At 53.3% G+C, this 24342-nt stretch carries 20 protein-coding genes; 15 read left to right on the forward strand and 5 right to left on the reverse strand.

The window, feature by feature from the left end:
• Positions 1-2 precede the first annotated feature (2 nt).
• The 10 genes from modC (at position 3) to H8B20_RS22120 (ending at position 7846) form a co-directional block, all read left to right on the forward strand.
• Positions 3-1082 (forward strand): molybdenum ABC transporter ATP-binding protein, encoded by a 1080-nt coding sequence (gene modC, locus H8B20_RS22075; protein WP_210624604.1) that lies wholly within the window; start codon positions 3-5, stop codon positions 1080-1082.
• A 72-nt stretch (positions 1083-1154) separates the two neighbouring features.
• Positions 1155-2192 carry a DNA topoisomerase IB gene (locus tag H8B20_RS22080; RefSeq protein WP_210624605.1) on the forward strand — a complete coding sequence of 346 codons (1038 nt, stop codon included), beginning with the start codon at positions 1155-1157 and terminating at the stop codon, positions 2190-2192.
• A gap of 145 nt (positions 2193-2337) precedes the next feature.
• Entirely contained in the window at positions 2338-3975 is a 1638-nt protein-coding gene (locus tag H8B20_RS22085) for an ATP-binding cassette domain-containing protein (protein WP_210624606.1), read from the forward strand.
• Positions 3976-4046: 71 nt separating this feature from the next.
• Positions 4047-4277 carry a hypothetical protein gene (locus tag H8B20_RS22090; RefSeq protein ID WP_150602374.1) on the forward strand — a complete coding sequence of 77 codons (231 nt, stop codon included), beginning with the start codon at positions 4047-4049 and terminating at the stop codon, positions 4275-4277.
• 121 nt (positions 4278-4398) lie between these two features.
• Complete coding sequence (locus tag H8B20_RS22095) at positions 4399-4629, forward strand: hypothetical protein (RefSeq protein ID WP_210624607.1); 231 nt, start codon at positions 4399-4401, stop codon at positions 4627-4629.
• A gap of 271 nt (positions 4630-4900) precedes the next feature.
• Positions 4901-5185, forward strand: a complete 285-nt coding sequence (locus H8B20_RS22100) for a hypothetical protein (protein WP_210624608.1) — start codon at positions 4901-4903, stop codon at positions 5183-5185.
• A gap of 451 nt (positions 5186-5636) precedes the next feature.
• Complete coding sequence (gene folE / locus H8B20_RS22105) at positions 5637-6194, forward strand: GTP cyclohydrolase I FolE (RefSeq protein WP_047301436.1); 558 nt, start codon at positions 5637-5639, stop codon at positions 6192-6194.
• An 82-nt stretch (positions 6195-6276) separates the two neighbouring features.
• The gene (locus H8B20_RS22110; RefSeq protein WP_042559367.1) at positions 6277-6819 is read left to right on the forward strand and encodes a DUF3833 domain-containing protein; all 543 of its coding nucleotides are present in this window, start codon (positions 6277-6279) and stop codon (positions 6817-6819) included.
• Positions 6816-7526, forward strand: coding sequence for an SDR family oxidoreductase (locus tag H8B20_RS22115; protein ID WP_210624609.1), 711 nt, complete (start codon positions 6816-6818; stop codon positions 7524-7526). The genes H8B20_RS22110 and H8B20_RS22115 overlap by 4 nt, the downstream gene beginning before the upstream one ends.
• Positions 7527-7540: 14 nt before the next feature.
• Entirely contained in the window at positions 7541-7846 is a 306-nt protein-coding gene (locus H8B20_RS22120; RefSeq protein ID WP_042559369.1) for a DUF6482 family protein, read from the forward strand.
• A gap of 845 nt (positions 7847-8691) precedes the next feature.
• Here H8B20_RS22120 and H8B20_RS27960 read toward each other — a convergent pair.
• The 4 genes from H8B20_RS27960 to H8B20_RS22135 form a co-directional block, all read right to left on the reverse strand.
• Positions 8692-9786, reverse strand: a complete 1095-nt coding sequence (locus tag H8B20_RS27960) for a hypothetical protein (protein ID WP_228732741.1) — start codon at positions 9784-9786, stop codon at positions 8692-8694.
• Between the two features lie 81 nt (positions 9787-9867).
• A complete protein-coding gene (locus H8B20_RS27965; RefSeq protein WP_228732742.1) occupies positions 9868-10086 on the reverse strand; it encodes a hypothetical protein in 219 nt (72 codons plus the stop codon).
• Positions 10087-10427: 341 nt separating this feature from the next.
• Positions 10428-11177, reverse strand: coding sequence for a hypothetical protein (locus H8B20_RS22130; RefSeq protein ID WP_210624610.1), 750 nt, complete (start codon positions 11175-11177; stop codon positions 10428-10430).
• Positions 11170-12021 carry a hypothetical protein gene (locus tag H8B20_RS22135; RefSeq protein WP_210624611.1) on the reverse strand — a complete coding sequence of 284 codons (852 nt, stop codon included), beginning with the start codon at positions 12019-12021 and terminating at the stop codon, positions 11170-11172. The genes H8B20_RS22130 and H8B20_RS22135 overlap by 8 nt, the downstream gene beginning before the upstream one ends.
• 432 nt (positions 12022-12453) lie before the next feature.
• Here H8B20_RS22135 and H8B20_RS22140 point away from each other — a divergent pair, with 432 nt between their 5' ends.
• Positions 12454-16227, forward strand: coding sequence for a polysaccharide deacetylase family protein (locus H8B20_RS22140; RefSeq protein WP_210624612.1), 3774 nt, complete (start codon positions 12454-12456; stop codon positions 16225-16227).
• A 728-nt stretch (positions 16228-16955) separates the two neighbouring features.
• Here H8B20_RS22140 and H8B20_RS22145 read toward each other — a convergent pair.
• A complete protein-coding gene (locus H8B20_RS22145) occupies positions 16956-18203 on the reverse strand; it encodes an MFS transporter (protein ID WP_210624613.1) in 1248 nt (415 codons plus the stop codon).
• A 101-nt stretch (positions 18204-18304) separates the two neighbouring features.
• On the opposite strand from H8B20_RS22145, the gene H8B20_RS22150 reads away from it, so the two are divergent.
• The 4 genes from H8B20_RS22150 to tssD all read left to right on the forward strand — a co-directional run.
• Positions 18305-19273, forward strand: a complete 969-nt coding sequence (locus tag H8B20_RS22150) for an AraC family transcriptional regulator (RefSeq protein WP_210624614.1) — start codon at positions 18305-18307, stop codon at positions 19271-19273.
• Positions 19274-19568: 295 nt separating this feature from the next.
• The gene (locus tag H8B20_RS22155) at positions 19569-21326 is read left to right on the forward strand and encodes a GmrSD restriction endonuclease domain-containing protein (protein WP_210624615.1); all 1758 of its coding nucleotides are present in this window, start codon (positions 19569-19571) and stop codon (positions 21324-21326) included.
• 1074 nt (positions 21327-22400) lie between these two features.
• Positions 22401-23693 (forward strand): ComEC/Rec2 family competence protein, encoded by a 1293-nt coding sequence (locus tag H8B20_RS22160; protein WP_210624616.1) that lies wholly within the window; start codon positions 22401-22403, stop codon positions 23691-23693.
• 504 nt (positions 23694-24197) lie between these two features.
• Positions 24198-24342, forward strand: a 145-nt coding sequence (tssD, locus tag H8B20_RS22165) for a type VI secretion system tube protein TssD (protein ID WP_210624643.1), incomplete at its 3' end; no start/stop codon positions are given.

A 24342-nucleotide genomic window follows, 5' to 3' on the forward strand; every position in this document is an offset into this window, starting at 1 on the left:
CGATGATTGATGCACGTTTGAAAATGGCCTATTCAGGCTTCAGCCTGGATGTCGATCTGCACTTGCCGGGCCGCGGCGTCAGCGCGCTGTTCGGCCACTCCGGGTCGGGAAAAACCACGTGCCTGCGCTGTATCGCCGGGCTTGAACGCGCAGAGCAAGGCTTTATTCGGGTCAACGACGAGGTTTGGCAGGACAGCGATAACGGTGTTTTCGTCCCGCCGCACAAACGCGCGGTGGGTTATGTGTTTCAAGAGGCCAGCCTGTTTCCGCATCTGTCAGTGTTGGCCAATCTGGAGTTCGGCCTCAAACGTATTGCCAAGTCCCAGCGCCGGGTCGACATGACGCATGCCACTGAATTGCTCGGCATCGGTCATTTGCTTGAGCGTCATCCGCAGCATCTCTCGGGTGGCGAGCGTCAGCGTGTCGGCATTGCCCGTGCGCTGCTGACCAGCCCAAAACTGCTGCTGATGGACGAGCCGCTCGCAGCACTCGACAGTCAGCGCAAAAACGAAATCCTGCCCTACCTTCAGCGCTTGCATGATGAGCTGGATATTCCACTGTTGTACGTCAGCCATGCGCAGGACGAAGTCGCGCGCCTGGCCGATCATCTGGTGCTGCTCAGCGACGGCAAGGCCCTGGCCAGCGGGCCGATTGGTGAAACCCTCGCGCGTCTGGACTTGCCGATGGCCATGGGCGATGACGCCGGCGTGATCATCGAAGGCCAGGTCTGTGCCTACGACGCGGATTATCAGCTGCTGAGCCTGCAATTGCCGGCCACCGAAATGAGCATCCGCGTAACGCATGCGCCAATGGCGGTGGGCCAGACCTTGCGCTGCAAGGTACATGCGCGCGACATCAGCCTGACCCTGCAAAACAGCGAATCCAGCAGCATCCTCAATCGCCTGCCGGTCACCGTCATCAGTGAGCAGGCCGCGGACAATGCCGCGCATGTGTTGATTCGTCTCGACGCGGGCGGCACGCCGTTGCTGGCGCGCATTACAAGGTTCTCCCGCGATCAATTGGGCGTGCGTCCTGGCCTGCAATTGTGGGCGCAAATAAAGGCAGTCGCGGTGCTCGCGTAAATCATTCGGCACGACGGCTTCGGCGTGCGGTCAATGGTTTTAACGACCACTGCGCCACCAAAGGAAGCCGCCATGCCCGACACCGAGCTGATCGATGCACTGCCATCCGACCTGCATTACGTCGATGACACACAGCCCGGCATCACCCGCAAAAAACTGCGCGGCAAGTTCAGTTATTTCGAACCGTCGGGCCAACGCATTACCGATGCGGATGAGATCAAACGCATAAACGCCCTCGCCGTGCCACCGGCCTACACCGACGTGTGGATCTGCCCCGACCCGAGCGGTCATCTTCAAGCCACCGGCCGCGATGCCCGTGGCCGCAAGCAATACCGATATCACGCGCGCTGGCGTGAGGTGCGTGATGCCGACAAGTATTCGCGGCTGCGCGAGTTCGGCCAGGCATTGCCGAAGTTACGCAAACAACTGGAAGCACTGTTGGCTGCACCGGGCTTCAGTCGCGACAAGGTCATGGCCACGGTGATCACCTTGCTCGACGCAACGCTGATTCGAGTCGGCAATACACAATACGCGCGGGATAATCGCTCCTACGGTCTGACCACCCTGCGCAGCCGGCACGTCGAGGTCAACGGCAGTGCGATCCTGTTCCAGTTTCGGGGCAAGAGCGGCATAGAACACCAGATCACCGTGAAGGATCGGCGCCTGGCGCGGGTCATCAAACGCTGCCTGGAAATCCCCGGACAGAACCTGTTTCAGTATCTGGATGAACACGGCGAACGGCATACCGTCAGCTCTTCCGACGTCAACAGCTACCTGAAAACCCTGACCGGCGCAGACTTCACCGCCAAGGACTACCGCACCTGGGCCGGCAGCGCCTTGGCCTTGTCCGTGTTGCGCGAGCTTAAACATGAATCAGAAACCGAAGCTAAACGGCATGTGGTGGACATGGTCAAAGGCGTCGCCAAACAGCTGGGGAACACGCCTGCAGTGTGCCGCAAGTGCTACATCCACCCGGCCGTGGTGGAAAATTTCATGCTAGGCGCGCTTGCCGAATTGCCGCGCCCACGCGTACGCAAAGGGCTGCGCACCGAAGAAGTGGCGCTGGCGATGTTTCTCGAACGCATGAGCGAGATGACCGTCGCCCCTTGATCGACTGCGCACCCTCCTTTAGGCTAGCCACCTTTCCGTCCTCAGGATGATCGCAAACGTGAACAATCCAGCCTTCTAAAAATGTAATCGCGACTTGCCGCTTATTAGCGCTTGTCAGTTTTCACGACATTTTCTGGAGGTGCCGATGACTCACGTCTCGCGTACGCCTGCACTCGTCTCCCTGAATCAAATGGGCTTTCAATTCGCCAATGGCGAGACGATTTTCAACGACCTCACTCTAAAATTCGATCATCTGCCGACTGCTATCGTGGGTCGCAATGGCATCGGCAAAAGCGTGCTCGCGCGGCTGATAGCCGGACAATTGCAGCCTGTCACCGGCAGTGTGGTGCGTCCGGTTTCGGTGAGCTACGTCGCGCAAAACTTCGTCGCAACCTGCGGGCAGACAGTCGCCGACGCAACAGGCACGGCGCCGGGGCTCGCGGCGCTCGAGCGGCTGGCGATGGGCTGCGCCAGTAGCGAGGATTTCGACCTCATCGGCGAACGCTGGGATTTATCGGAGCGCTTGCGTCAGCGACTGGATGAAGCCGGACTGCCCGACATCGTTGCCAGCGACCTCACTCAAACGCTCAGCGGTGGCCAACAAGCCAGAATCGCCCTGATCGGCGCGCTGCTGAATCCCGATCAATTACTTGTGCTGGATGAGCCGACCAACCACCTCGACAACACGGGTCGGCAATGGCTGATGAGCGCACTGCAAGCATGGCGCGGTGGCCTGATTGTCGTCAGTCACGACCGCCAGTTACTGGAACAGATGCGTCGAATTGTCGAACTCACGCCATTGGGGGCGACTGTCTTCAGGGGGCGTTATTCAGAATTCACTGAACAGCGGCAGATCCATCAAGCCGCGGCGCAGGCACAGCTTGATCAGGCCCGAGTCGAACGCCAGCGCCAGCGTGCGCGACTGCAACGCGAGCACGACACAATCCAGCGCCACGCTGCCAGCAGTCGGCGCAACGCACAGACCGCCAACGTGGCGGGCTTCGAACGGGCGGCGATGAAAGCGGCTGCGCGGGAAATCATGGGCCACGTGCGCCTCGGCCAGCAGTCACGCAAAACCGATCTGGATACCGGGGTACGTGACGCCTTCGCGAAGGTCGTGCCTGACGAGGGTGTCTTGATCAATCTGCCGGGCAGCATCGTGCCAAGTACACGCCGGATCTGCACGTTGATCGACGCTCGTTTGCCCTGGCTAGCGGCTGATGCACCATCGTCGCGGCTGAACCTAGACATCCACGGGCCGATGCGTATTGCGGTCAGTGGTCCGAATGGCTGTGGCAAATCGACGTTGTTGAACCTGCTAAGCGGTGAACTGTGGCCACTGTCCGGCGCCTGCATCACCCATGTGCCATTGGCTTTCCTCGATCAGCAACTGACGTCGCTGGATGATCGTATGTCTATCGTTGAACAGCTGAAGGAGCAACAAACACCGCTGAGCGAAGGCACGTTGCGCAGTTACCTGGCACACCTGCAACTCAACGCGCAGCGCGTCACCCTGCCCTGCGCTTCACTCAGTGGCGGTGAACGCCTGAAAGCCGCGCTTGCTCTGGCGTTATGGCGTCAGACGCCCGCCCAATTACTGCTGCTTGATGAACCAACCAATCACCTTGATCTGACTTCGGTAGAAGCTTTCGAGCAAGCCTTGCAGACCTTTCCTGGTGCGATTGTGGCGGTTTCCCACGATCAGGCGTTTCTACGGGCGTTAAACCCAACCCATGAACTGCAGTGGCACGCCGAAGGATGGCGTCTGCAACCGACGAGCTGACCTGGCTGTTTTTTGCACAATTGCTGAAGACTTCTATAGTTGATGTGACACGAATCAACTGCGGTGACGCCATGGAAGACATTTTCGTCGTGAAGCGTTGCAACAAGATCATCATTCACGGGCGACGCGCCACTGATAGCCAGCATGATCCTGCAGAAGCCAAAAGTTGGTTTCGCATCTGCGATAGCCGCACTGGCGGTTTCATTGGCGATGGCTACGACGTGGAAGAGGACGCTCGAGACGAATGCAAGCGCCTCAACGCAGCCAGTTCAACCACACCGGCCCGACAGTTATCAAGCTGATGCCGATCAGCAGCGGGTCTATACTGAAACCAGCTGAAGGAGCAGCGCCCCATCGGCAGAAAGCTCGCAACTCGCGGGCTTTTTGCTGCTGTTCAGCGGTTTCAACGTACGGAGGTGTTTCATGTCCGAAAAAGAGTCCATCACCACCCTCCTCACCCTGCTCGACGCCCGGCAGGCGCGCCTCGCGGCCGCTTGCAAGGAGATAGCCGACTGGGTCGATCACCAGGGCGGGCACCCGACAGCCCTGCGCATCCGCGATCGCCTGAATGACATCGAAAAAGATACTCCGCTGATCCGCAATTCACTGTCGGCGCTCAAGCCTGTTGATCGGCCACTGCCTCGATTCAGATGACGGTGGGTTTTGCGCGGTAATCATCTGAGCCTCACCAGCGGTGGCAAAAGTGTCACTGAAGTCCTGCTTTGGCGCTTTTTATCTGGATTTTGAATTGGCGTGGGTCTTTTCACACAACCATCACATCTGCTGGCCTACAGTAGAGTTACTCCTTTAGAAACACCCCCCTCACCCGCCCGCATGCGGGTGTTTTTTTTCCTGTCGAAAACCTCCCCGAACGTCGTTGTATTCAAATGGTCAAAATTTGTACACGTCACGAAGGAGACATTTCATGGTCATCCATTTCAACGTCGACGGGCATCTGGCCTGTGGTCACAAAGGTGAACAACTGAGCGCAAGCAAAGAACTCAATCGCGTGAAGTGCCGCAGTTGCCGCAATACCGATGCCTTCAAACAAGCAAGAAAAGACCAGCGCAATGCGGCTCGCCGCACCGCGCGAAAAGCAAAAGCCTCACACGGCCCAACCAACTGGCGCGCCGAATGGATTGAACGGCTGACGACGATGGCCGGACTTCAGCGCTTGCCCCGCGGCTTTAGCGGACAAGCCTTTGTTTAGGACAGCATAAAAAGGGCCGATTCTCTCGGCCCTTTTTTCGTGTCTCTTCTGCGTAGATCCATCGCCCCTCGTTCGACGGGGCGAAGAATCAAAGAGATGCATCATTCCCGCGTTCGTCAAACGCATTGCTATCGCCTGACTCACCCTTCTGAAAGTAACACTGGACTCAGTTTCGCCGACGGTACCGTGACGGTTGGCGGCGCTGCCGTGTAAGTGTTTCCCATCCCAGGTTGTAAGTGCACGTCGTGGCATTGGCTTCCGAGAAGCTATCCGAGCAACCTCACACATCTGCGATGTGAGGGTTTCGCATCTGCACAAAAAGATTGCCGTTTCATTGTCAGATGATTTTTTTCAGCCTATCTTGAGTAAAACCTATACAAAGCACTTGGCCGCGTACAACTCTTTAGCTACGGATTGGCCCTCACGCATACCAACGCCGCGAGAAACTTCAATGAACCCACTACTAGCCAGCCATTACCGTGAAATTCTCGTCGGCGTCGGTGAAAACCCCGAGCGCGAGGGGTTGTTAGACACGCCCAAGCGTGCCGCCAAAGCGATGCAGTATCTGTGCAATGGCTACACGTTGAGCCTGGAGGACGTCACCAACGGTGCCTTGTTCGAGTCGCAGAGCGATGAAATGGTCATCGTCAGCGACATCGAGCTTTATTCCTTGTGTGAGCACCACATGCTGCCCTTTATCGGTAAGGCGCATGTGGCCTACATCCCCACCGGCAGGGTGCTGGGGCTATCAAAGGTCGCGCGAGTGGTTGATATGTTCGCGCGTCGCCTGCAGATCCAGGAAAACCTCACCCGGCAGATTGCTGAAGCCATCCAGCAGATCACCGATGCCGCCGGTGTGGCGGTGGTCATTGAAGCCAGGCACATGTGCATGATGATGCGCGGCGTAGAGAAGCAGAATTCGGTCATGACTTCCTCCGTAATGCTGGGCGCCTTCCGTGATAGTTCGACGACGCGGCAGGAGTTTCTGCAGCTGATCGGACGGCGATAAACCTATACAGGGCCTGCCAACTGTACAAGCCCATAGGTCGAAACTTCACACTCATCACCTTTGTACTTCAGGGAGTAAGGCAATGACCCGATTTCTACTGATACTGGCAATGGCCCTCAGCGTCGGGAGTTGCAGCAGTGTGGATGTCGCCCGTTATGCGGATCAGCAACCGGCATTGAATCTGGAGCATTTTTTCAGCCAGCCCGTCAAAGCCTGGGGGATGTTTCAGAAGCGCAGCGGTGAGGTTGTCAAGCGCTTCGAGGTCGACATCGTCAGCCGCCGCGAGGGCAACAACCTGATTCTCGACGAGCGCTTCCAATATAGCGACGGCACACGCCAGCGCCGCGTCTGGACCCTCACGCCCGAGGGCCAGGGGCGCTGGAGCGGTCGCGCAGATGATGTGGTGGGTGTCGCCAAGGGCCAAATCGCTGGAAACACGTTGCACTGGCGTTATCGCCTGAACCTGCCGGTCGACGACTCGACCTACGAAATGAGCATGGACGACTGGATGTACCTGATGGACGAGGACACGTTGATCAACCGCACCACTATGTCCAAGTTCGGGGTAGAGGTCGGCCAGGTGACGCTATTCTTCCGTCGCCAGGGCGCCGGTGCGAGCCAATGAATCGCGTATTGACCATGGACTCGCTCGGCGACGGCTATCGCGCGCTGGTGATCGGCGCCGGTGGAACCCTCGGCACGGCTTTTTGCGAACAACTCGAACAGGATCCGCGCTGTGCCGGGGTTCGCGCGCTGGGGCGCCATACCGTTCCCGAGCTGGACCTTGAACGACCCGAAACGATTGCCAGGGCCGCCACCGAGCTGGCAACCGAAGCACCGTATCAACTGATCGTACACGCGGCCGGCCTACTCCATCGCGACGGGATCAAGCCGGAAAAAAGCCTCAGTGCAATCGAGCCGGAGGCGCTTAAGACAGTGTTTCAAGTGAACGCGCTGGGGCCGGCAATGGTGCTGCGCCACTTTCTGCCGCTGCTCGATCCCATGGGAGCGATGGCAATGCTTTCGGCAAAGGTCGGGAGCATTGGCGACAACCGTTTGGGCGGCTGGTACGCCTATCGCGCCTCCAAAGCTGCACTGAACATGCTGATCAAGACCGCCGCCATCGAACTGGCACGCACTCGCCCGCAGAGCCGCTTGCTCAGTCTGCACCCAGGCACGGTTGTCTCGGGGTTGTCGCAACCTTTCCGCGGAGCCTCCAGTGCCCAGCCGGCAGACGTTGCCGCGACCCAATTACTGACCTTGATAGACCAGTTGACGCCGGCCGACAGCGGCCATTTCTTTGCTTACGATGGAGAACGCCTGCCCTGGTAGGCAAGGAGTGAAGCATGAACCTGAAGACCCTCACCGAACACGCGGCCAACAGCGAAATACGCGAGCTGGAACTGCTGTCACTCGAAGGTGGTTTTTATCTGGCGCGGATCCGCCTGGACCACGGCCAGTTCACCTTGCTTGATGATGCGACCAAGCCGATGCACCTGCGTTCGATCACCCACCTGCGTGACTTGCTGCAGACCGTCCCTGCATTTCCTTGCGTGCTGGTGCAGCAATGCGTGCACGACGAAATGTGCGGCCGGGATACAGGGCCTGTCGAAGAACTGCGCCTTCCGTTTTCGCTCACCACGCCATTATGAATCGGACAACGCCGGCTACACGGAATGAACGTTAACTGCCGGTTGCCCCTGGATTCCGTAAGCAGAATTTCAAATACGGGACACGAGCAAAAGCGGCAGCGGGCGAAGAGGAACCAACAGAGAGCATCCACGAAACTCGAGACCAGTTGGGCATGCATCTGTCGGGATGACAGAACAGGATATCCGGACGCGTAAGGGCATGAAGATAGCCCCTACGGAGTGACAGAAGGACGGGAATTGCGGAAAAGATTTTTTGATTGCGGAAAAAACTAAGGGCTTGCATGAGGTATGTCATGCAAGCCCTTGATATAGATGGTGCCCGAAGCCGGAATCGAACCGGCACGCCCTTACGAGCGGGGGATTTTAAGTCCATATCTTTTTACTTGTAAATCATAAGCTTAGGATCTGGATTTTTCCGCATCACACAAATTTTCCCTCCGTTCTCATACAGCAAAACCAGCACCACAAAATAAATTGCGGAAAGAAATCGGGATGCAGGATCCCGCACCCTAAGACAAGTCGGACGGAAATCGGTATGTAGAAAGGTCTGGTCCTATCCGTGCGCCGGTCGACTGGATCGCCGATTAGGTGGACCATGACAAATGGAGAAATGATCAGTCGGTAGCACGGACGTGGATCAACTACGACGGACCGGACTTGGTGGATTTGCTACAAATGGACTTGAAGCTGTCACCGGTAACGGTCGCCTCGTATAGCTAGACAGTCAAAGATGGTAGACCAGACCATCGGGGACCGGTTTCTGAGGCGACGAAAAAAGGTCCCTCGCCTGGGCCAGGCGTGTGGGCCGATTGAAAATAGGCTGGAATTAACTGACATCAACCGCGCTACGTTCCTCGGACGCTCTTGATAAGGTTGGCGAGTTGCTCAGCACCATCAAATGTGGAGGGGATACCCTCACTTTCAGAGACGAGACTGCTGAAAACAATGGCTTCAAACTTCGAGAGAGCGCTTGGGTCATCCTTCCTTATTTTTTTCGAGTATTCCGCATAACTCTGTACGAACTGACACAAGGCGATTCGCAAATCTAGCTGCAGTACTTGCGCTTTGACTGATCTGAACTGCGCGAGAACGACTCGAAAAAAATAGATGAGGATTACTTCGATCGCGAGAATCGTTGGAAGCGTATACAGCAGCAGTCCTTTTTTCGACTCGATTGCGTCTATATGAGTAACCACATAAGTAATCTGAACGGTTGGTGGAGTGATCATCACTACTGCAAGCACGATCAGGGACCAGAACGCGACTCTGCGCTCAGTGAGCTTTGTGATTGCCAGCTGGCGAAACCCATCAACAAGACCTACGAAGTTATAGGACGAGGTTACGTCTTTTAATCCCTGCTGAATTGCCTCGACATGTAGTCGTCGCTCTTCGAGTTCAGAATCCCAATCTGCTTTGAGCTTCGATGCCTCTTCGACGGTTTGCGAAAATTTTCGAAACTCCGCGATGGCTGGATCGTTCAGCAGTTTTTTCGCCACCTGCACCGGCATGGAGTGCCTAGCGAATGTGATCTGCTGACGGTCATTGCCGGTGAATAATTCAAAATTTTCATCAACGAAGAGTCCGATCTTCCGGATTTCAAAGCTCGGTTCCGCAGGCTGCACAAATTCTAATTCGCACAAAAAGCGGAACGCAGAAGTGAAATTGGATGTAATTGCCTCAGATCTTTTTTCTTCCGGAGTATTTGGAAACTCTCTTACCTCGCGCATGAAGCTATCACCGATCCACTCGATATTCGCAGTGCAATACTCATCGAATCTAGAAGCGTTTGAAATCATCAGTTCGACGATTTTCAGCAACGTTTGCGCCACCAGATTGGAATCAGACGTTGCGGCGAAACTTCTGAGTGTTCGGGAATAGAGTCGAAGTGACTCCAAATTCTCTGGTGCGGCGAAGAATGGATCGTGGGGAGGTGCTGTCATGGGAGTTGGAATACCTAACGGTTGAACGAAAAGACTCTCAAAGTCATATTTTTACGGGGCCAATATTTGGGGCTACACCCCTTAGGTCTGCCGTAATCGCATAATCGCATCTGTAATCGCTTTGGCATTCGTGTCCAAGGTCTCCATGGCAACCAGTGCGTTATCGGCAACGCTCTCTGCCCTACTCTCTGAAAGCCATCTAGTACCCTCTTCTATTGCTGCACCCAGGGCATGCTGGTTGTGCAAAAGCAATGTAAGAGCGACGGCCGTGGCGATGTTGGAGTCTGAGTTATTTGGCATGGATTCGTCCTTGATCGAGGCGTCTGCGGAGACTAGCCCATTACAACCGAATCATGCTCAACCAATCAACAGCGACGCTCTGTTTCCGCACTAAAATTACGCGCCAGTCCCATCTCAGTACTATATGGCCTTTCTGCCAGTGATCCCACATCAGTTTTTTCTGGCTGTCGGTGTAATAAATCCGAGGTCTCTGCTTCATCTGCAACACTCCTTCTGCTTACACAGAATTTAGTCGTGTTGCGTCCACCGGTTGAATCCACAGCCAAAAGGTGCCAGTCGGACGAGCCCCGTAAATCAGAGGGCGATTCAGGACAGGATCAGGGATTTTAAGCCGATAATCATCAGTACAATGAATATCCAAGTGACATGTTTTTTACAACTGAGCTGAACTCTAAGTTTTTCTTTAAATACTCGACCGAATGATAATCCATAAATTGAACGGAAATCATTATGAGTCGAAGGAGAGCAAAGTCACTGAAATTTATTAGCGTCACATAATGAGCAGCACGATCACTTTCCTCAAAGCCATTATCATCACTAAGTTTGTCAGTGATTAGTTTGACTATATTATAGAAAATACGAGTAACACCGAAGATTTTGTCAGTATTATCCACGTGCTTCAGAAATTCGCGTATGCGATCATCGCCAATCTGATCTAAATCAAATTCATTTCTAATTCTTATGATCTCATCCTCAATTGCTATAACCGCGTCCGCACCAAATTTCTCAATTTTTTCGCCATTCAAAAATATTTCCAAACGCAAGGAGTCAAACAGTGATCGCTGAGATTCTATCATGTGAAACAGCTGTGCTTCGAAGGACCGAAGTCTTTCAGTTTTTCTAGTATTACGAATCTCATCTCTAAGATCACTATTGGCATCATTCTGTAATGCAAGTGACTTTATCAGCAAAACAATCGATATAAAACTGAGCAATGGGTTTAGAACACCGCCGGCGTAGTCTCCTAACTGCCCCCAAGCTTCAGGGCTGTCTGAAATTACATACCCGAGGCGGAAATAGAAATTCCCTACATAAAGCATACTAACTAGCGCAATCAATCCAGCAGCAATGCTTATGTATCTGTTACTCATCATGAAAGCCCAACACAATGTACTTCACGATTTTCTCATCTAGGAGTTTTACTGGGGCCGCGATTATCTCCAAATATTTCCAATGCTCAATATCAATACCATTATTGTAATCCAGATTTTCTGAAAACTTTTTCTTGGTCGCAAGCCTTACGTCGCGATACATTGTAGAAAATCCAAATGCGACCGTTTCCTCACCACCTTTTACTTGAAGCCGGCCGTTTCCCGTATTGGTATTAAGTCTTCGGATACTTGCAAGCAAAGTTACCTTTTCATCAGATCTTTTAGCCTCCAACACTAGAGATGTTTCCTTGTCAAACTTGACAAGCACTTCTCTGTTGTTAACACTGTTTCGGCGACTCAATAATACTTTATAACCGAATTTCTTAGGGACCTCGTGAATATTTCGAAGTGGTGATTCTCGTAATTGCTCTATGAGCTTCTCGGTATTGTCACCAAGAGCTTCAAGAGTTTTTTGAGCTTTTTCTGATAGAGAGTCCACGTCTACATCTATATGCAACGCTTCTTTTGTAAAGTACGACATAAGTTCTGAAAATGTAGCGGAGCCAATTTTCCGGTACTGCTTTTTAAGTTCTTCACTCATTAAGTCCAAGCTGAATATGTGGCCGTACGATCCCGGGAAGGTTTTTTTAAGTGTTGTTCTCACATCGCTTTTGTAGCTGATACGTTGCGGGACCTTTTGGGTCAACAACGTCTCACCAATAATTCGGGTCGCGTCTGAAACCCCTTGGAGGGTATCCAGTCCAGCCTTCATATCTACTTCGTATTCAGGCGTTTCAATAACCACATCAAAATTTATTGCCATTGCTCCCTGCACTCCAATCACACTTGTTGTCTTTCTCTTGGTCCGTCAAAGCTGCGCGAGAAAATTGCCCAACCTCGACTCTAGACGCCTAGACGCCTAAAGTAGCACAGTGCCACCTTTTAGACTGTCTTACTAGTCTGGCTTGGAGGATATGTATATCAACCGCTCCGCGGCGCTTGCATTATTTGGCTGTCCACGAAATTCGCCGGCCCCGCATCAGGGCTGATGACCTCCTTAAGTTCATTTCGAGAGGGGTATCGCTGAATGGTATGGAATGCTCGAACCAAAGCGGTCCGGGTCGCAGCAAGCCAGGGAGACCCCTGGTTTCAGCCATAGAACACTCACGAAAACACCGGGATACTAAACCACACGAAAACCGATGGTGTTCCTAGATGAGTTGGCGGAGGGGTAAGCTTGAGGTCGCACTGACTACTCTTTTATCTGGAACGGATTATGCGAATCACAGCCTCCCACATCGTCAATTGGGCCAATACGCATGCCAAAGAAGCCCAAACCGATTTGCCGCGCTGGGTCAGGCGCCTTTGCTTTGAGCCCGGAGCAACACGCCAACTTTCATTTCCGGCCGGGGATTCAACCTACGTACCCGGCTGGGACGGCGTTTTGTTTAGTGACTTGGGTAATGCTTGGGTTCCAGCTGGTGCGTCTTGCTGGGAGGTTGGCTGTGATAAGGATGTGCCCGGCAAAGCTAATCGCGATTATCGGAAGCGTACAGAAACGACAAGCAAGGCAGAGCGATCGATTTGCACGTATGTATTTGTTACCCCTCGTCGCTGGACAAAAAAGTCTGAATGGCTTAGGGAGCGGATCTGCCAGGGGGAATGGGCTGATGTGCGGGTCTACGATGCGGACGATCTCGAGCAATGGTTGGAGCAAAGCCCCGCAGTTGCATTGCAGTTCGCCGAAGCGTTGGGTTTGAGTGGTGGGGGGGTAGTAAGCCTTTCTCGCTACTGGGATACGTGGGCGCGACAATGTAGCCCGGCCATCACTCCCGAAGCACTATTTCGGGATCGGACATCTATGTTCGACGCTTTGGGTGAAAAGCTTCAGGAGAGCGTTACACCTGCACAGCCTCTCGTGATACGTGCCGACAGTGTGGAAGAAGCCGTAGCATTCACAGTCGCGGTGGTGATGGCATCGGGCGACCTTCAACATCATGCCCTTGTTGTGACAGAACCTCATGGTTGGAGGTATGTGGAAGCAAACCCACAATTGCGAGTTGCAATCGCGGCTCGCACTGAAACCGCAAGCAATCTAGTTTTACGTGACGGCTTGCGAGTTATCATTCCTCACGCCACAGGCGATTTGGCCGGCAGACCGAATGGTAACGAGCTGATCTTGGAGCGGCCGAACATATACGAGTTCGAGAAAGCTCTAATTGCTACAGGAATGGAAGAATCTGATGCCAAGCGGTATGCATTATCCACTGGCCGCTCATGGACCGTGTTTCGCCGACAAAGAGCGACAAACCCGGCAATTCAACGCCCTGCTTGGCTAGAAGCACCGCAAGCAGCAAGCCTACCTCTGCTTTGTCTACTTGGAGCTTGGCATTCAGACAAAGCAGCGGATCGACAAGCAGTTGAAGAACTGTCTGGCCGTTCATATGAAACTGTTGAGCAAGATTTGCGGCAACTTGTACGTCTTGACGATGCTCCACTGCTGAAGATCGGCGCAGTGTGGAAAGCCAAATCGCCTTTGGAGCTGCTCAGTCAATGTGCAGACCGAATTACTAGCAACCAACTGGACCGCTTCTTTGCCCTTGCTCAGAAAATGTTATCGGCACCTGACCCCCAGTTGGAACTGCCGGATAAAGAGCGCTGGATGGCCCAGCTTCATGGAAAAGTTCATCCGTATTCAAATTTATTATTTGAATCGATCTGCGATTCGCTCATAAAGTTGGCAGTGCGTGCCCCAGAGCAAGTTGGCCTACAGGCACTGGAGATCGAAGATAGGGTGGCGGAGTTAGTGGGCGAGTTGCTTGACGGGGCCGATGGATGGCGCTGGCTGTCTTTATCCTCCTATCTACCCAACTTGGCAGAAGCCGCGCCGGATAGATTTCTTCGTGCTATTCAGAATAGCTTACGCATGCCGGATGCTCCAATAACGAGGCTTTTTACCGAAACCAGTGACTCTATACTTGGAGGGCGTTGCTGGCACGCAGGTTTGCTTTGGGCATTGGAAACTCTTGGCTGGGCTCCGCGTCGCTTGGCCCCCGTGGCGCTGATTCTTGCCCAGCTAAGCCATGTCCCGATGAAGGGAAACTGGGGCAACAAACCGAGCCGGAGCCTTCTGAGCTTTTTCCGCTCGTGGTTTCCGCAAACTGCTGCCAGCTTATCGGAGCGGATCCAGGTACTCAGCCTGTTAATCGATAGGGATCCCGAGGCTGCCTTTCGTCTTTTGGTGGGGATCGCGGGGCGTGGTCACCAAACTGCCGACCATATCCACAGGCCCAAATGGCGTGAAGACGATGCAGGTGCAGGCCGTGGTGTTACCCATGCTGAAATGTATGAAATGCTTGATTTCGTCCATGAAAAGCTACTTCAACTCAGCGATGGGAATGCACCTAGAATTGTCTTGTTACTGCAAAAAACCGGCTTTAGGGATCGAGAGGGTTTGCCCAGATTATTGGAACTGATTGAACCCTTCACGCAAGCGACAGATAGGGATGTGGATCGGGAAATTTTACGCTTAGCTCTGAGGGCAATTATTAATTGGCACCGTAATTACGATGAGGCACCCACTAAGGAGCTTGACGAGTGGCTCGAGTCGGTGGAGACGTGCTATGAACGATTGGCTCCCCTCAACTTGATCATACGAGACCATTGGTTGTTCGATAGTCATTGGCTGGATCTCCCTTCGGAGGATGAAAAAAAAGATCTCCATGACAAAGCTAAAATTGTTTCCGAGCTCAGAGCCTCCTCGTTATCGGAGATATATGAGGCTCAAGGGATCCCAGGAATAGAAAGCCTTATTGAAGTATGCACGGAACCCAGCATCGTCGGAGCCACATTGGCAGGGGTTTCCTGGGGTGAGGGCTACTGGATGGAATGGATTCCGGAAAAGCTTGAGAGCTTTGATAACGGCACACACATGAGTGCGTGTATAGCAGGCTTTCTCCGTACGGCTGCGCCACCCGCATCTGATGCGCTACTTAAAAAAGTAATTGAGTTAGGCAAACACCGTGGGTGGCCACCTGTGAGGCTCGCCAGCTTCTTGACTCTGGCTATCCCAAACCGAGAAACCTGGCAGTTGGTTGAGTCCTGTGGTGATGAAATCGATACCGAGTATTGGAACAGGGTTCAACCATACCATCAAACAAATGAAGAGGATCTGGACTTTGTGTTAGAGCAGCTCTTGAAGGCTAAGCGGCCAATGAGTGCTCTTTATTGCTGCCAATTCAAACTTCAAGAAACTGCTCCTGGCAAGATTTTTTTAGCTCTTCAACAGTTACTCAACTGTAGAGAGATAGATGGGCCGAAAATTCAGCCTTGGCATCTAGAGAAAATGCTGGAGCGTCTAGAGAACTCTGATGAATTTGAGCGGTTAGCTCTGGCTCAACTTGAATTTGGGCTGTTTCCATTTCTTCAGTATGGGCGAGGAGACAATGCTAGTGCGCTTTATGAAGCTATCACATCGGAGCCAGAACTCTTCAAGGAGTTAATTTGTGCGATCTACAAGCCGGAACACGGGGAAAGGCAGGAGGTTACTGACGCCAGTCGGGCAACTGCAGAGAGGGCTTGGAGTGTCTTGCATCACTGCAAGCGACTGCCTGGCACCCAATCAGATGGGAGTATTGATGCAGATAAATTTTCTCACTTTATTCAGGAGGCACGTGAGTTATGCAGTGATGCAGAGCGGCCAACAATGTGTGATCAGACTTTAGGAGAAATTCTCTCCCATTCCCCTGCAGATGAGGATGGTACGTGGCCATTCACGCCGGCTAGGGAGATTTTAGATTCTCCTGAATTAGAACATATGCGTAGCGGCTTCATCACTGGAACCGTTAATAAGCGTGGGGTCACTAGCCGGTCTCCTTGGGATGGCGGCGACCAAGAACGTGATCTGGCAGCAAATTACAGAAGCCAGGCAGAACGGGTACAGCACTCCCATCCAAATGTTGCAGCCATGCTGCATCAACTTGCTCAAGGCTACGAGCGCCATGGAAAACGCGAAGACGTTGAGGCCAATTTAAGAAAAGAAGGCTTCTAATACGATAATAATTTAAGAATGCATAACAATGTCCCCCGCATAGATGAGGCAAGCTGGTAACACTGTGAAACCGGATGGCGATGACTGACTAAGGGCTTTTCAAGCTGTATGAGTCGTCTCAAGCCTGCTTTTGGCCGTTATCGGCCGTACCGAGTGACGCTTGCACACAATCAAAGCGGAATACTTCGGACCATAACCCATTGAAATTACTTGTTTTAGACATGGACTTGAAAACCGTCGACTGTAACAGGTCCATGAGTTCGAATCCCATCGCCTCCGCCATATTTGGTACCGACAAAGCCCTGATTATTCAGGGCTTTGTCGTTTCTGGCTTTCAGGAATTTGGCTTCTCTCTTTATAGACCGTTTCCGCATCTATTCGGCCATTTCCGCAACCCTTCCCTTCCGACATCACTGGTTCGACCTCGACACACCTGAGGATGTGGCTGTTTTCAACGGACAGCTTTCGGCCATTCTCTGCCGTTCTTCACTACAGGATGTCTTGGCCAAGTCGAATGCTTGATCAGCGCGGATACATTGACAGGCCTTGTCGAACAGATTGCCTGCCAGGTTCACCGAAAAGGTTGCGTACAACGTCCAGTCGAACCACCCGAGCGCATCGCCTATACCTGCGGCGCGAAAAGATTTCAGGCGTCGTTGGTGAGACGTCGTATTGTTCTTGTTTTATGTCCGGGTTACGGGCAGAACCGGGGCGCCCGGGGAGTCGGATCAAAGATGCAGCGCCGGCCTGGCCTGGGCACCGCCATGGGAAGGAACCCGGACACGCAACGCAATCAGCAACGCGGCCAGCAGCATCAACACGGCCGCCGCTACAAATACACCTGCGCTACCACCGAAACTGAACATCGCACCGCCAGCGGCTGCGCCTGTTGCGATGGCCGACTGCACAGACGCCACTACCATGCCCCCAGCGCTTTCCGCCTGATCAGGTACGGCGCTGGCGACCCAGTTCGACCATGCCACTGGCACACCACCAAAGGCCAAGCCCCAGACCGCCAGCAGAATGGCCTGACCCGGCACCGAGGCCGGCAAAAGAACCAACGCCAGTGCCGCAACGCCCACCAGCACCGGCATCAACACCAGGGTGGCCAACGGGTGACGGGGAAGCAGCCATCCAGCCACCAGCGTGCCGACAAAGTTCGCCACACCAAACCCCAGAAGCATCAGCGACAGCCCTTGCGGGCCAATGCTTGTCGTACCTTCGAGGAATGGCCGAATATAAGTGAACATCGCAAAGTGGCCGCTGTGCACCAGCACGCAACCGAACATCCCCATGGCGATGCCCGGTCGCAGCAACACCTCAAACACCGTGCGCAGGCGTGCAGGCCGGCGCGGCGCAAGGCGCGGCAGAGTAAACGACTGGAAAGCAAGCGTCACGCCCCCCACCGCCGCCGCTGCAAAGAACGCGCTGCGCCAGCCATATAGCCCGCCTAGAAAACTGCCCAACGGGACCGCAACCACCGTCCCGATAGCAATGCCGCTGAAAATGATCGAGAGCGCTCGCGGCAACAAAGCAGCCGGTACTAATCGCATCGCCACTGCCGCCGCCATGCTCCAGAACCCGCCAAGGGCGATACCCAGCAAGATACGCATCAACAGCAGCACCGCGAAACTGGAGGAAATAGCGACCAACAGATTGGATGCGATCATCAGCGTGGAAAACCCCAGCAGCACCCAACGGCGATCGATACTGCGAGTCAGGCCGGGCACCAACAGGCCGGCGAACAGCGCCACCACTGCAGTTACCGTTACGGCCTGGCCAGCTAGCGCTTCGGACACTCCCAAATCGGTAGCCATCGGTGTTAACAGGCTTGCCGGAAGGTACTCAGCGGTCAGCAAGCCGAACACGCCCATTGCCAACGAGAATACGGCCATCCACGCGGGGGTTGCAGGTTCTACATCCTGCCCGACGCCGGCACGGCTGTCGGGTACGGCATTACACACAAGGTCAGTCATTGCACGGATCTCCCAATCTTCATTGCGACCCGCAGTCTAGGCGCGAGAATCTGGATGATCTATGATCAAAAACCTCGATTTTTTGACTGAAACACCTAACGATGCCTACAGATCAGTTTGCTCTCTCCTCGGAACTCATCAACGAGCTGTTGCGCCGCATGCGCCTGCGTGGCGTCGAGCACCGACGTATCCAAGCCGGTCCAGCCTTCGGCCTGGGCTTCGCTGCCAAACCTGGGCATGCCTGGTTCCACTTCCTGGCGGTCGGCAATGCGATGCTACGGATGGAGGACGGGACAACGTATGCGCTGTCTGCCGGCAACGCCGTACTCATCTCCCATGGTGCGGCCCATCAACTGCTTTCCCATGCGGAAGTGCCTGTTCAGGACATCGACCGTTTAGACGGCGCGCCCCTCGGTGAAACCGTCAGCGCGGTGGATGCCGGAACCGATGCCAACTCCACGCCGACCACCATTTTATTCAGTAGCTGCATGGAGTTTGAGTTGGACAGTATCCATGGCCTGGGCAGCCTGATGCCCGGCCTGATGCTGATTGATGCCGGCGGCCAGCGTTACCCCGGACTGGTGCCGATCCTGACCACCATGGAGCGCGAGGTCAGTGCCGCACGTATCGGCTTCGCCGGCATCCTCGCGCGACTGGCCGACGTGGTGGCCGCCATGGTCGTTCGCGGTTGGGTGGAGTGCGCCTGCGGTAATGCTTCTGGCCTGGTCGCCGCATTGCGCGATTCACGCTTGGCAAATGCGCTTCTTGCGCTCCACCAACAACCGGGACGCGACTGGACCGTTGCGCAACTGGCGGAGCAATGCAATACCTCGCGATCAGTCTTCGCGGATCGTTTCCAGGTGACTATTGGCATGACCCCGTTGCGCTACGTCACGGAGTTGCGGATGCGGCTTGCAAGCCAGTGGTTGACGCTAGAAAGGCTGCCAATTGAAGAGGTGGCGCTGCGCTTGGGCTATACATCTCAGGCCGCATTCAGTCGCGCATTCAAGCGCATTACGGGCAAGACGCCTGGATTAAGTCGACAGTCGAGGCGGTCCGCTGTTTCCTGACGCCGAGCAGGAGTCGTGGAGGGAGCCATAGGGCGGCTTTGCACCGTCCGTGCGTCAGGCAGCTTTCGGCCAAAAGGAGACATTCGCCAACCAATGCTTTTCGGCCAAAATCGGCTATTTCGTGTTTATCAATCCACGGGCGGCTCACGCGAATTGTGCAGATATTCCATGCCCACATCCAGCACGTTGCCATGCTAACCAGGTAGGTGCGATAGTCTACATTTGCCTATGAATGCTAAAGAAAGTAAGCCGCAGGCGTAGATGAATTTGCCCCCCGTTCAATAGGATATTTTTGATGACCTCAAGCGCCCGTTCCTTCCGAGACCTTGTTACAGACGCACATGATGGTAAGTTGAAGCTTCCGGCTTTCCAGAGGGGCTGGCGCTGGAGAACAGATAAAGTAATCAAACTCTTTGACTCGCTTCGTCAGGGTTATCCTATTGGTGCCCTGCTATTTCTAAAAGGTGAAAATGAGCTCCTTGCTCCGAGAACTTTTGAGGGAGCATGCGTTCAAGCCCCGAATAAGGCCGCTGATTTCCTCGTATTGGATGGCCAGCAGCGGCTCACTGCTGGAATTCATCTTCTGTACGCTACCGGCCCAAGGCAATATTATATTCACCTGGATCGCCTGCTTGAACTTTGCAATACAAAAAATATTAACTTTGAAAACAGAGATGAAGTAATTCAGTTTATTCATGATCTCGATGAAACTGACAGCTATATCATCGCCCGGCAACGCACAAATGACCCTCGTTCGCTTTTGGTGAAAAGGCACTTGCTTTGCACATCAATACTGGCGGACTCTACGGAATTAAATTTGGCCATCCTCGGTTATCTTCAAGCATATCCTGAGCGCACTAACTTTGCCTATCGTCTTATTGTACCATTTTTCAGCCTTGCAAAAACTGACACTGTCCCGGTAATTGAGATTGAATCCGCCACCCAAATTGAATCTATCAGCCGAATATTCACAACATTAAACACAACAGGACAAATGCTCACACCGTTTGAACTTGTAGTGTCGATTCTATACCCTAAAGATATCGATCTATCTCAGGAGATCAAAGATTTTCGCGAGAGGGGTAAATATTATGGAAATATGGATGGGACTGGAGAAATACTTTTACAAACAATTGCCATGCTAGGCGGAAAAGAACCTAAGAAGGCAAACCTACCAAAAACGATTAGCGCTGAGCTTTATACATCCCATAAAGAGTCAGCATATCAATCTCTTGAGATATTAGGCCGATTTCTAACGGATAATCTCGGCGCAGGTTTGGATACCAAGGGTGTAGACATGGTTCCCTATGACGCTGTCTACGCACCAATGGCCCTAGCCCTAAAAGAAATAAATAGCCGAAATTTCAAAGGCTTAGAAAAAACAAACGCGGAGAAGAAGCTGACGCGTTGGTATGTTGGCGCTGCGTTATCCCAAAGATATCAGGAAGGTGTTCATAACAAACAAGTTCGCGACTACCTAGACTTCAATCTTTGGCTTGATGACGACTTATCCGCTCCTTCCTGGATAACTGAAGTTACCATACCCCGACTTTTGCGGCACTCGCCTAACGGAGCTATTGGTAAGTTGATTCGAGGCCTCATCAATTCTCGAAGCCCGAAAGACCCAGTATCATCAAACGGCATCGGTTTTCGCCCTGGCGCTTTCCCAACGGAAAAACATCACATTTTCCCAAAAAAATACCTTCCTACAATTTCGGGATGGAACAAAGGAGATCAGGGTGACGTCATACTAAATCTAATGTTTTTAGAATCAGAGACCAATAGACGATGGATCAATGGAAATCCTTCGGATCACATCGGAGAAGCTGGCAAGGGTCAGAGTGACGCAATAATCGCTGAAAATTACAGACTTCAATTTATCGAAAGTAGCGCATTCGATGTTCTTAAAAGACCCAAAAAATCAAAAGCGGATTTTGACGAGTTCGTCATTCTTCGAGAGAAGTCAATTCAAGATCATATCGCAGCATCTTTCAACTTTGTGATGTCTGGTATTGAAGAAGCAAACGATGTGGACGATGAGCCAGAAGACTGAATAGATTATTCTTAAAATAACTAAGGTATGTGGGACGCCCCATATACCAAAAATTAATATCCCCGTGCGATCATGGACGTATCGAAAGCCAGCTGTCGGCCGATGCTGTTGATAACGTCGGATTTCAGTTCGGGCCTACAGAATAAAAGACCGACATTGTGGGGTCGCGTATGCGCGCCGATGTCGTACGGGATCAAGACTCTTAAATTTGCTTCGAACCTGACGAGACTTTAAAAATCGGCCCGACTCACGCCCGTCCTGACTGGCAGGGAACGGCCAGTAAAGTTTTATGCAAATAAAGTGATTCTCGGGGCAGATAAAGACTTCAAACTTCGAGTTCTAGATGAGCAGCATCAGAAAATCGATGTTCGGCGGCGTGCGCGGCGAAGTGTGCAAGCGGTAGGCGAGGTGCATCTGACTCTACGCAACTTGTCCAGAGAGCAGGTAGTGCGAGCCAGGTCAGCAATTGAATTGACAATCCGCGGGTACAAGGAAGCTGGCGCAGAGTCAGTCATCGGTCTAGGTACTCGATGCGTCGGAGACACTACCGCAGATATCGCCCGATTGGTTGACTGGGATGACGTTAGACTTCGGCTTGTCAATAAGAACAGCAGCCTCCCTCGGCTCTGGCCCCGCCCCAGTCATCGTGAAGCGAAGGCTGAAGAGATTATCGCGCTGCGTGAGGCAATGGAGCAGAGCAGAGCAAAGCCCAAGCCGCAACGCTTGTGTTCGTTACCGAAGATCGCTGGCGAGACTACGAAGATGGTCTGCCGATGCCGGAAGGCCTATTTTCTTCTTTACAAGCTTCAGGTGGGACGACATCCGACACATACTCTCCAGTAATCGAATGCTGTCAACGAGTAAAGGATAGCCACTACGGAACACACGCTGGAAGCATTCCAAAGCAACACGTCATGAGCGTCTTGAGCGTCTTGAGCTTGGGCTGCCAACCCCTCGGAGCACCCGTGCCTAGCGGTTGATGTCAGGCAAGAACATTGGCGACCTTAAAAACACTGTGCGGGACACCCAAACATGTCAAAATGACATCACGCAATGTTCTCTCAGGGAAGATCGATGAAAAATTGGTACTCAGCTTACAACTTTCATCCTGTTGGGCAAGGTCTCTTCACAAGTGGCGTGCTCAAAATTATGGGGGCTGAACCGTACTGGTGGGTTTTTGACTGCGGAACTTATCTCAAAAAGCATCAGCTCGATCTAACTAAGGAAATCGACCAACTGTCCCACTCAGTGGCGATATCTCGCTCCAACGGAAAAGCGAGATTGGATATGGTGTTTATTTCTCACTTCGATAGAGATCACATCAACGGTCTTTTGGAGCTTTTAGCCAAATTCGAGGTCGGTCGTTTAGTACTCCCATACATCCCTATGCATTTACGGATAAGCATCGCTATGGAGGTGAAGACAAGGACGTTTAGCGAATGGCAACTGTTCGTCATCGATCCCGTCAAGTATATCGCCTCGGCGCAAGACGTGGATGTTGAACGGATCGCAGTAGTCCTACCAGCCACCACTCAGATGCCTGAGAACCAGGATAGACCGCCCTTCACTTCAGACGATGGCGTAGTCATAGATCCGCCGCCCCTCCGACGATCTCCCGTTGTGGATGAAGGCTACCGGGCTGGCAGCTATCCGGTCGAGTGGCTTAGCCCCTCCGCACGGTTCAACGTCAAGGACATCTGGGAGTTTGTCCCTTACAACGACTCCTCGCTGACACCACATGCCACTGCTCCTTTCCAGAAAGCAATCGGGAAGCTCACGACCACTCTCCTCGATCCCGCATACCCAGGCAATCGCGAGGCTGTCAAAGCTTCTATGGAGCGGATCTACAACAAGACCTTCGGAGCCTCTCCCCGCCTAAGGAATTTGATTTCATTGTTCGTGTATGCAGGTGCAATCAACTGCGGTGCTCCCGCCCGATACGCCTACGGAACGTCAAATGACCTGACATTGGCTGATTGGGAACTTCTGAACAAAGACCACTACCACTACAACTGTTACTGGTATTGGTTCTACCCACCCACCAGGGTGAGCGGGCCGAAATCGCTGCTGCTCACTGGTGACGGGTCATTAAGTACAAAGCGACAGCTTGGACAGCTTGTGGATTATTTTGGTCAACCCCGCATTGACTGCATTCAGATCTTACAGGTCATGCACCATGGAGCTAGGACTAGTTGGCACGATGACGTAGCTCGGCTGATCGCGCCGGAGTTCAGCATTTTCTGTGCTTTCCCATTCGGCTCACATCCTCATCCTCACCCCGCAGTTGAATTCGCGTTGCGAGCGCACGGCCCGGTGTACTGCCGAACCGGTTATGGTTTCACCCTCTGGCAAACCCCATGCAGTTAACGGGTCTGAGCAGCGCGCGTTATTCAACTGCGAAGGGCTTACGACCTTGACCTGCATTTTTCAACTCAGTGCTCGCTTCTACTTGCGACCGTCCACTTTGGGTCGAAACGGCCGCTCACGAATGACTGCTATTGGCCGAAAGCAGTCCGCCTCTCACATTGCTCGGGACTGTAGACGCTACATTTGCCAATCATGGCCCAATGCCATACTGCGCAAGAAGTTGCGCAGTAGGTCGTAATATTTCAGGGCCTAAATCCTCTGCAGCCCAAGCAGTGCAAGGCCTGCAGCCAAGTGCGCAAGAAGTTGCGCAGTACTGCGCAACTTCTTGCGCACTTTCTCCTGATTATTCCGCTGAAAATCGCCCCGAAAGATCACCGACTACCATGTCGAGCCCGTCACCCGGGCACCTCTCCAAACCTGGCACGCTCCTTGATAACAGTCAGGCACCCACCGGGCGATTTCGCCTCCCGGGCACCTTAAATTTATCCGCAAGGAGAGCACCCCATGGCAACACCAGCGTATATGTCGGTTACCGGCGAAAAACAAGGCCTGATCACTGCAGGCGCATTCACCGCTGACTCCGTTGGCAACACCTACCAGGAAGGCCACGAAGACCAGGTTATGGTTCAGGCTTTCAGCCACGACGTGA

The organism is Pseudomonas sp. P42, assembly GCF_017973755.1.
In the GTDB taxonomy this organism is placed as follows: Bacteria; Pseudomonadota; Gammaproteobacteria; order Pseudomonadales; family Pseudomonadaceae; genus Aquipseudomonas; species Aquipseudomonas iridis.

What these genes read in the sequence shown, in the direction of transcription:
- H8B20_RS22080 (WP_210624605.1), top strand. Translation starts at nt 1,155, where the DNA reads ATGCCCGACACCGAGCTGATCGATGCACTGCCATCCGACCTGCATTAC.
- H8B20_RS22110 (WP_042559367.1), top strand. Translation starts at nt 6,277, where the DNA reads ATGACCCGATTTCTACTGATACTGGCAATGGCCCTCAGCGTCGGGAGT.
- H8B20_RS22120 (WP_042559369.1), top strand. Translation starts at nt 7,541, where the DNA reads ATGAACCTGAAGACCCTCACCGAACACGCGGCCAACAGCGAAATACGC.
- folE (WP_047301436.1), top strand. Translation starts at nt 5,637, where the DNA reads ATGAACCCACTACTAGCCAGCCATTACCGTGAAATTCTCGTCGGCGTC.
- H8B20_RS22085 (WP_210624606.1), top strand. Translation starts at nt 2,338, where the DNA reads ATGACTCACGTCTCGCGTACGCCTGCACTCGTCTCCCTGAATCAAATG.
- H8B20_RS27960 (WP_228732741.1), bottom strand. Translation starts at nt 9,786, where the DNA reads ATGACAGCACCTCCCCACGATCCATTCTTCGCCGCACCAGAGAATTTG.
- H8B20_RS22160 (WP_210624616.1), top strand. Translation starts at nt 22,401, where the DNA reads ATGAAAAATTGGTACTCAGCTTACAACTTTCATCCTGTTGGGCAAGGT.
- H8B20_RS22145 (WP_210624613.1), bottom strand. Translation starts at nt 18,203, where the DNA reads ATGACTGACCTTGTGTGTAATGCCGTACCCGACAGCCGTGCCGGCGTC.
- modC (WP_210624604.1), top strand. Translation starts at nt 3, where the DNA reads ATGATTGATGCACGTTTGAAAATGGCCTATTCAGGCTTCAGCCTGGAT.
- H8B20_RS22095 (WP_210624607.1), top strand. Translation starts at nt 4,399, where the DNA reads ATGTCCGAAAAAGAGTCCATCACCACCCTCCTCACCCTGCTCGACGCC.
- H8B20_RS22115 (WP_210624609.1), top strand. Translation starts at nt 6,816, where the DNA reads ATGAATCGCGTATTGACCATGGACTCGCTCGGCGACGGCTATCGCGCG.
- H8B20_RS22155 (WP_210624615.1), top strand. Translation starts at nt 19,569, where the DNA reads ATGACCTCAAGCGCCCGTTCCTTCCGAGACCTTGTTACAGACGCACAT.
- H8B20_RS27965 (WP_228732742.1), bottom strand. Translation starts at nt 10,086, where the DNA reads ATGCCAAATAACTCAGACTCCAACATCGCCACGGCCGTCGCTCTTACA.
- H8B20_RS22140 (WP_210624612.1), top strand. Translation starts at nt 12,454, where the DNA reads ATGCGAATCACAGCCTCCCACATCGTCAATTGGGCCAATACGCATGCC.
- H8B20_RS22100 (WP_210624608.1), top strand. Translation starts at nt 4,901, where the DNA reads ATGGTCATCCATTTCAACGTCGACGGGCATCTGGCCTGTGGTCACAAA.
- H8B20_RS22090 (WP_150602374.1), top strand. Translation starts at nt 4,047, where the DNA reads ATGGAAGACATTTTCGTCGTGAAGCGTTGCAACAAGATCATCATTCAC.
- H8B20_RS22150 (WP_210624614.1), top strand. Translation starts at nt 18,305, where the DNA reads ATGCCTACAGATCAGTTTGCTCTCTCCTCGGAACTCATCAACGAGCTG.
- H8B20_RS22130 (WP_210624610.1), bottom strand. Translation starts at nt 11,177, where the DNA reads ATGAGTAACAGATACATAAGCATTGCTGCTGGATTGATTGCGCTAGTT.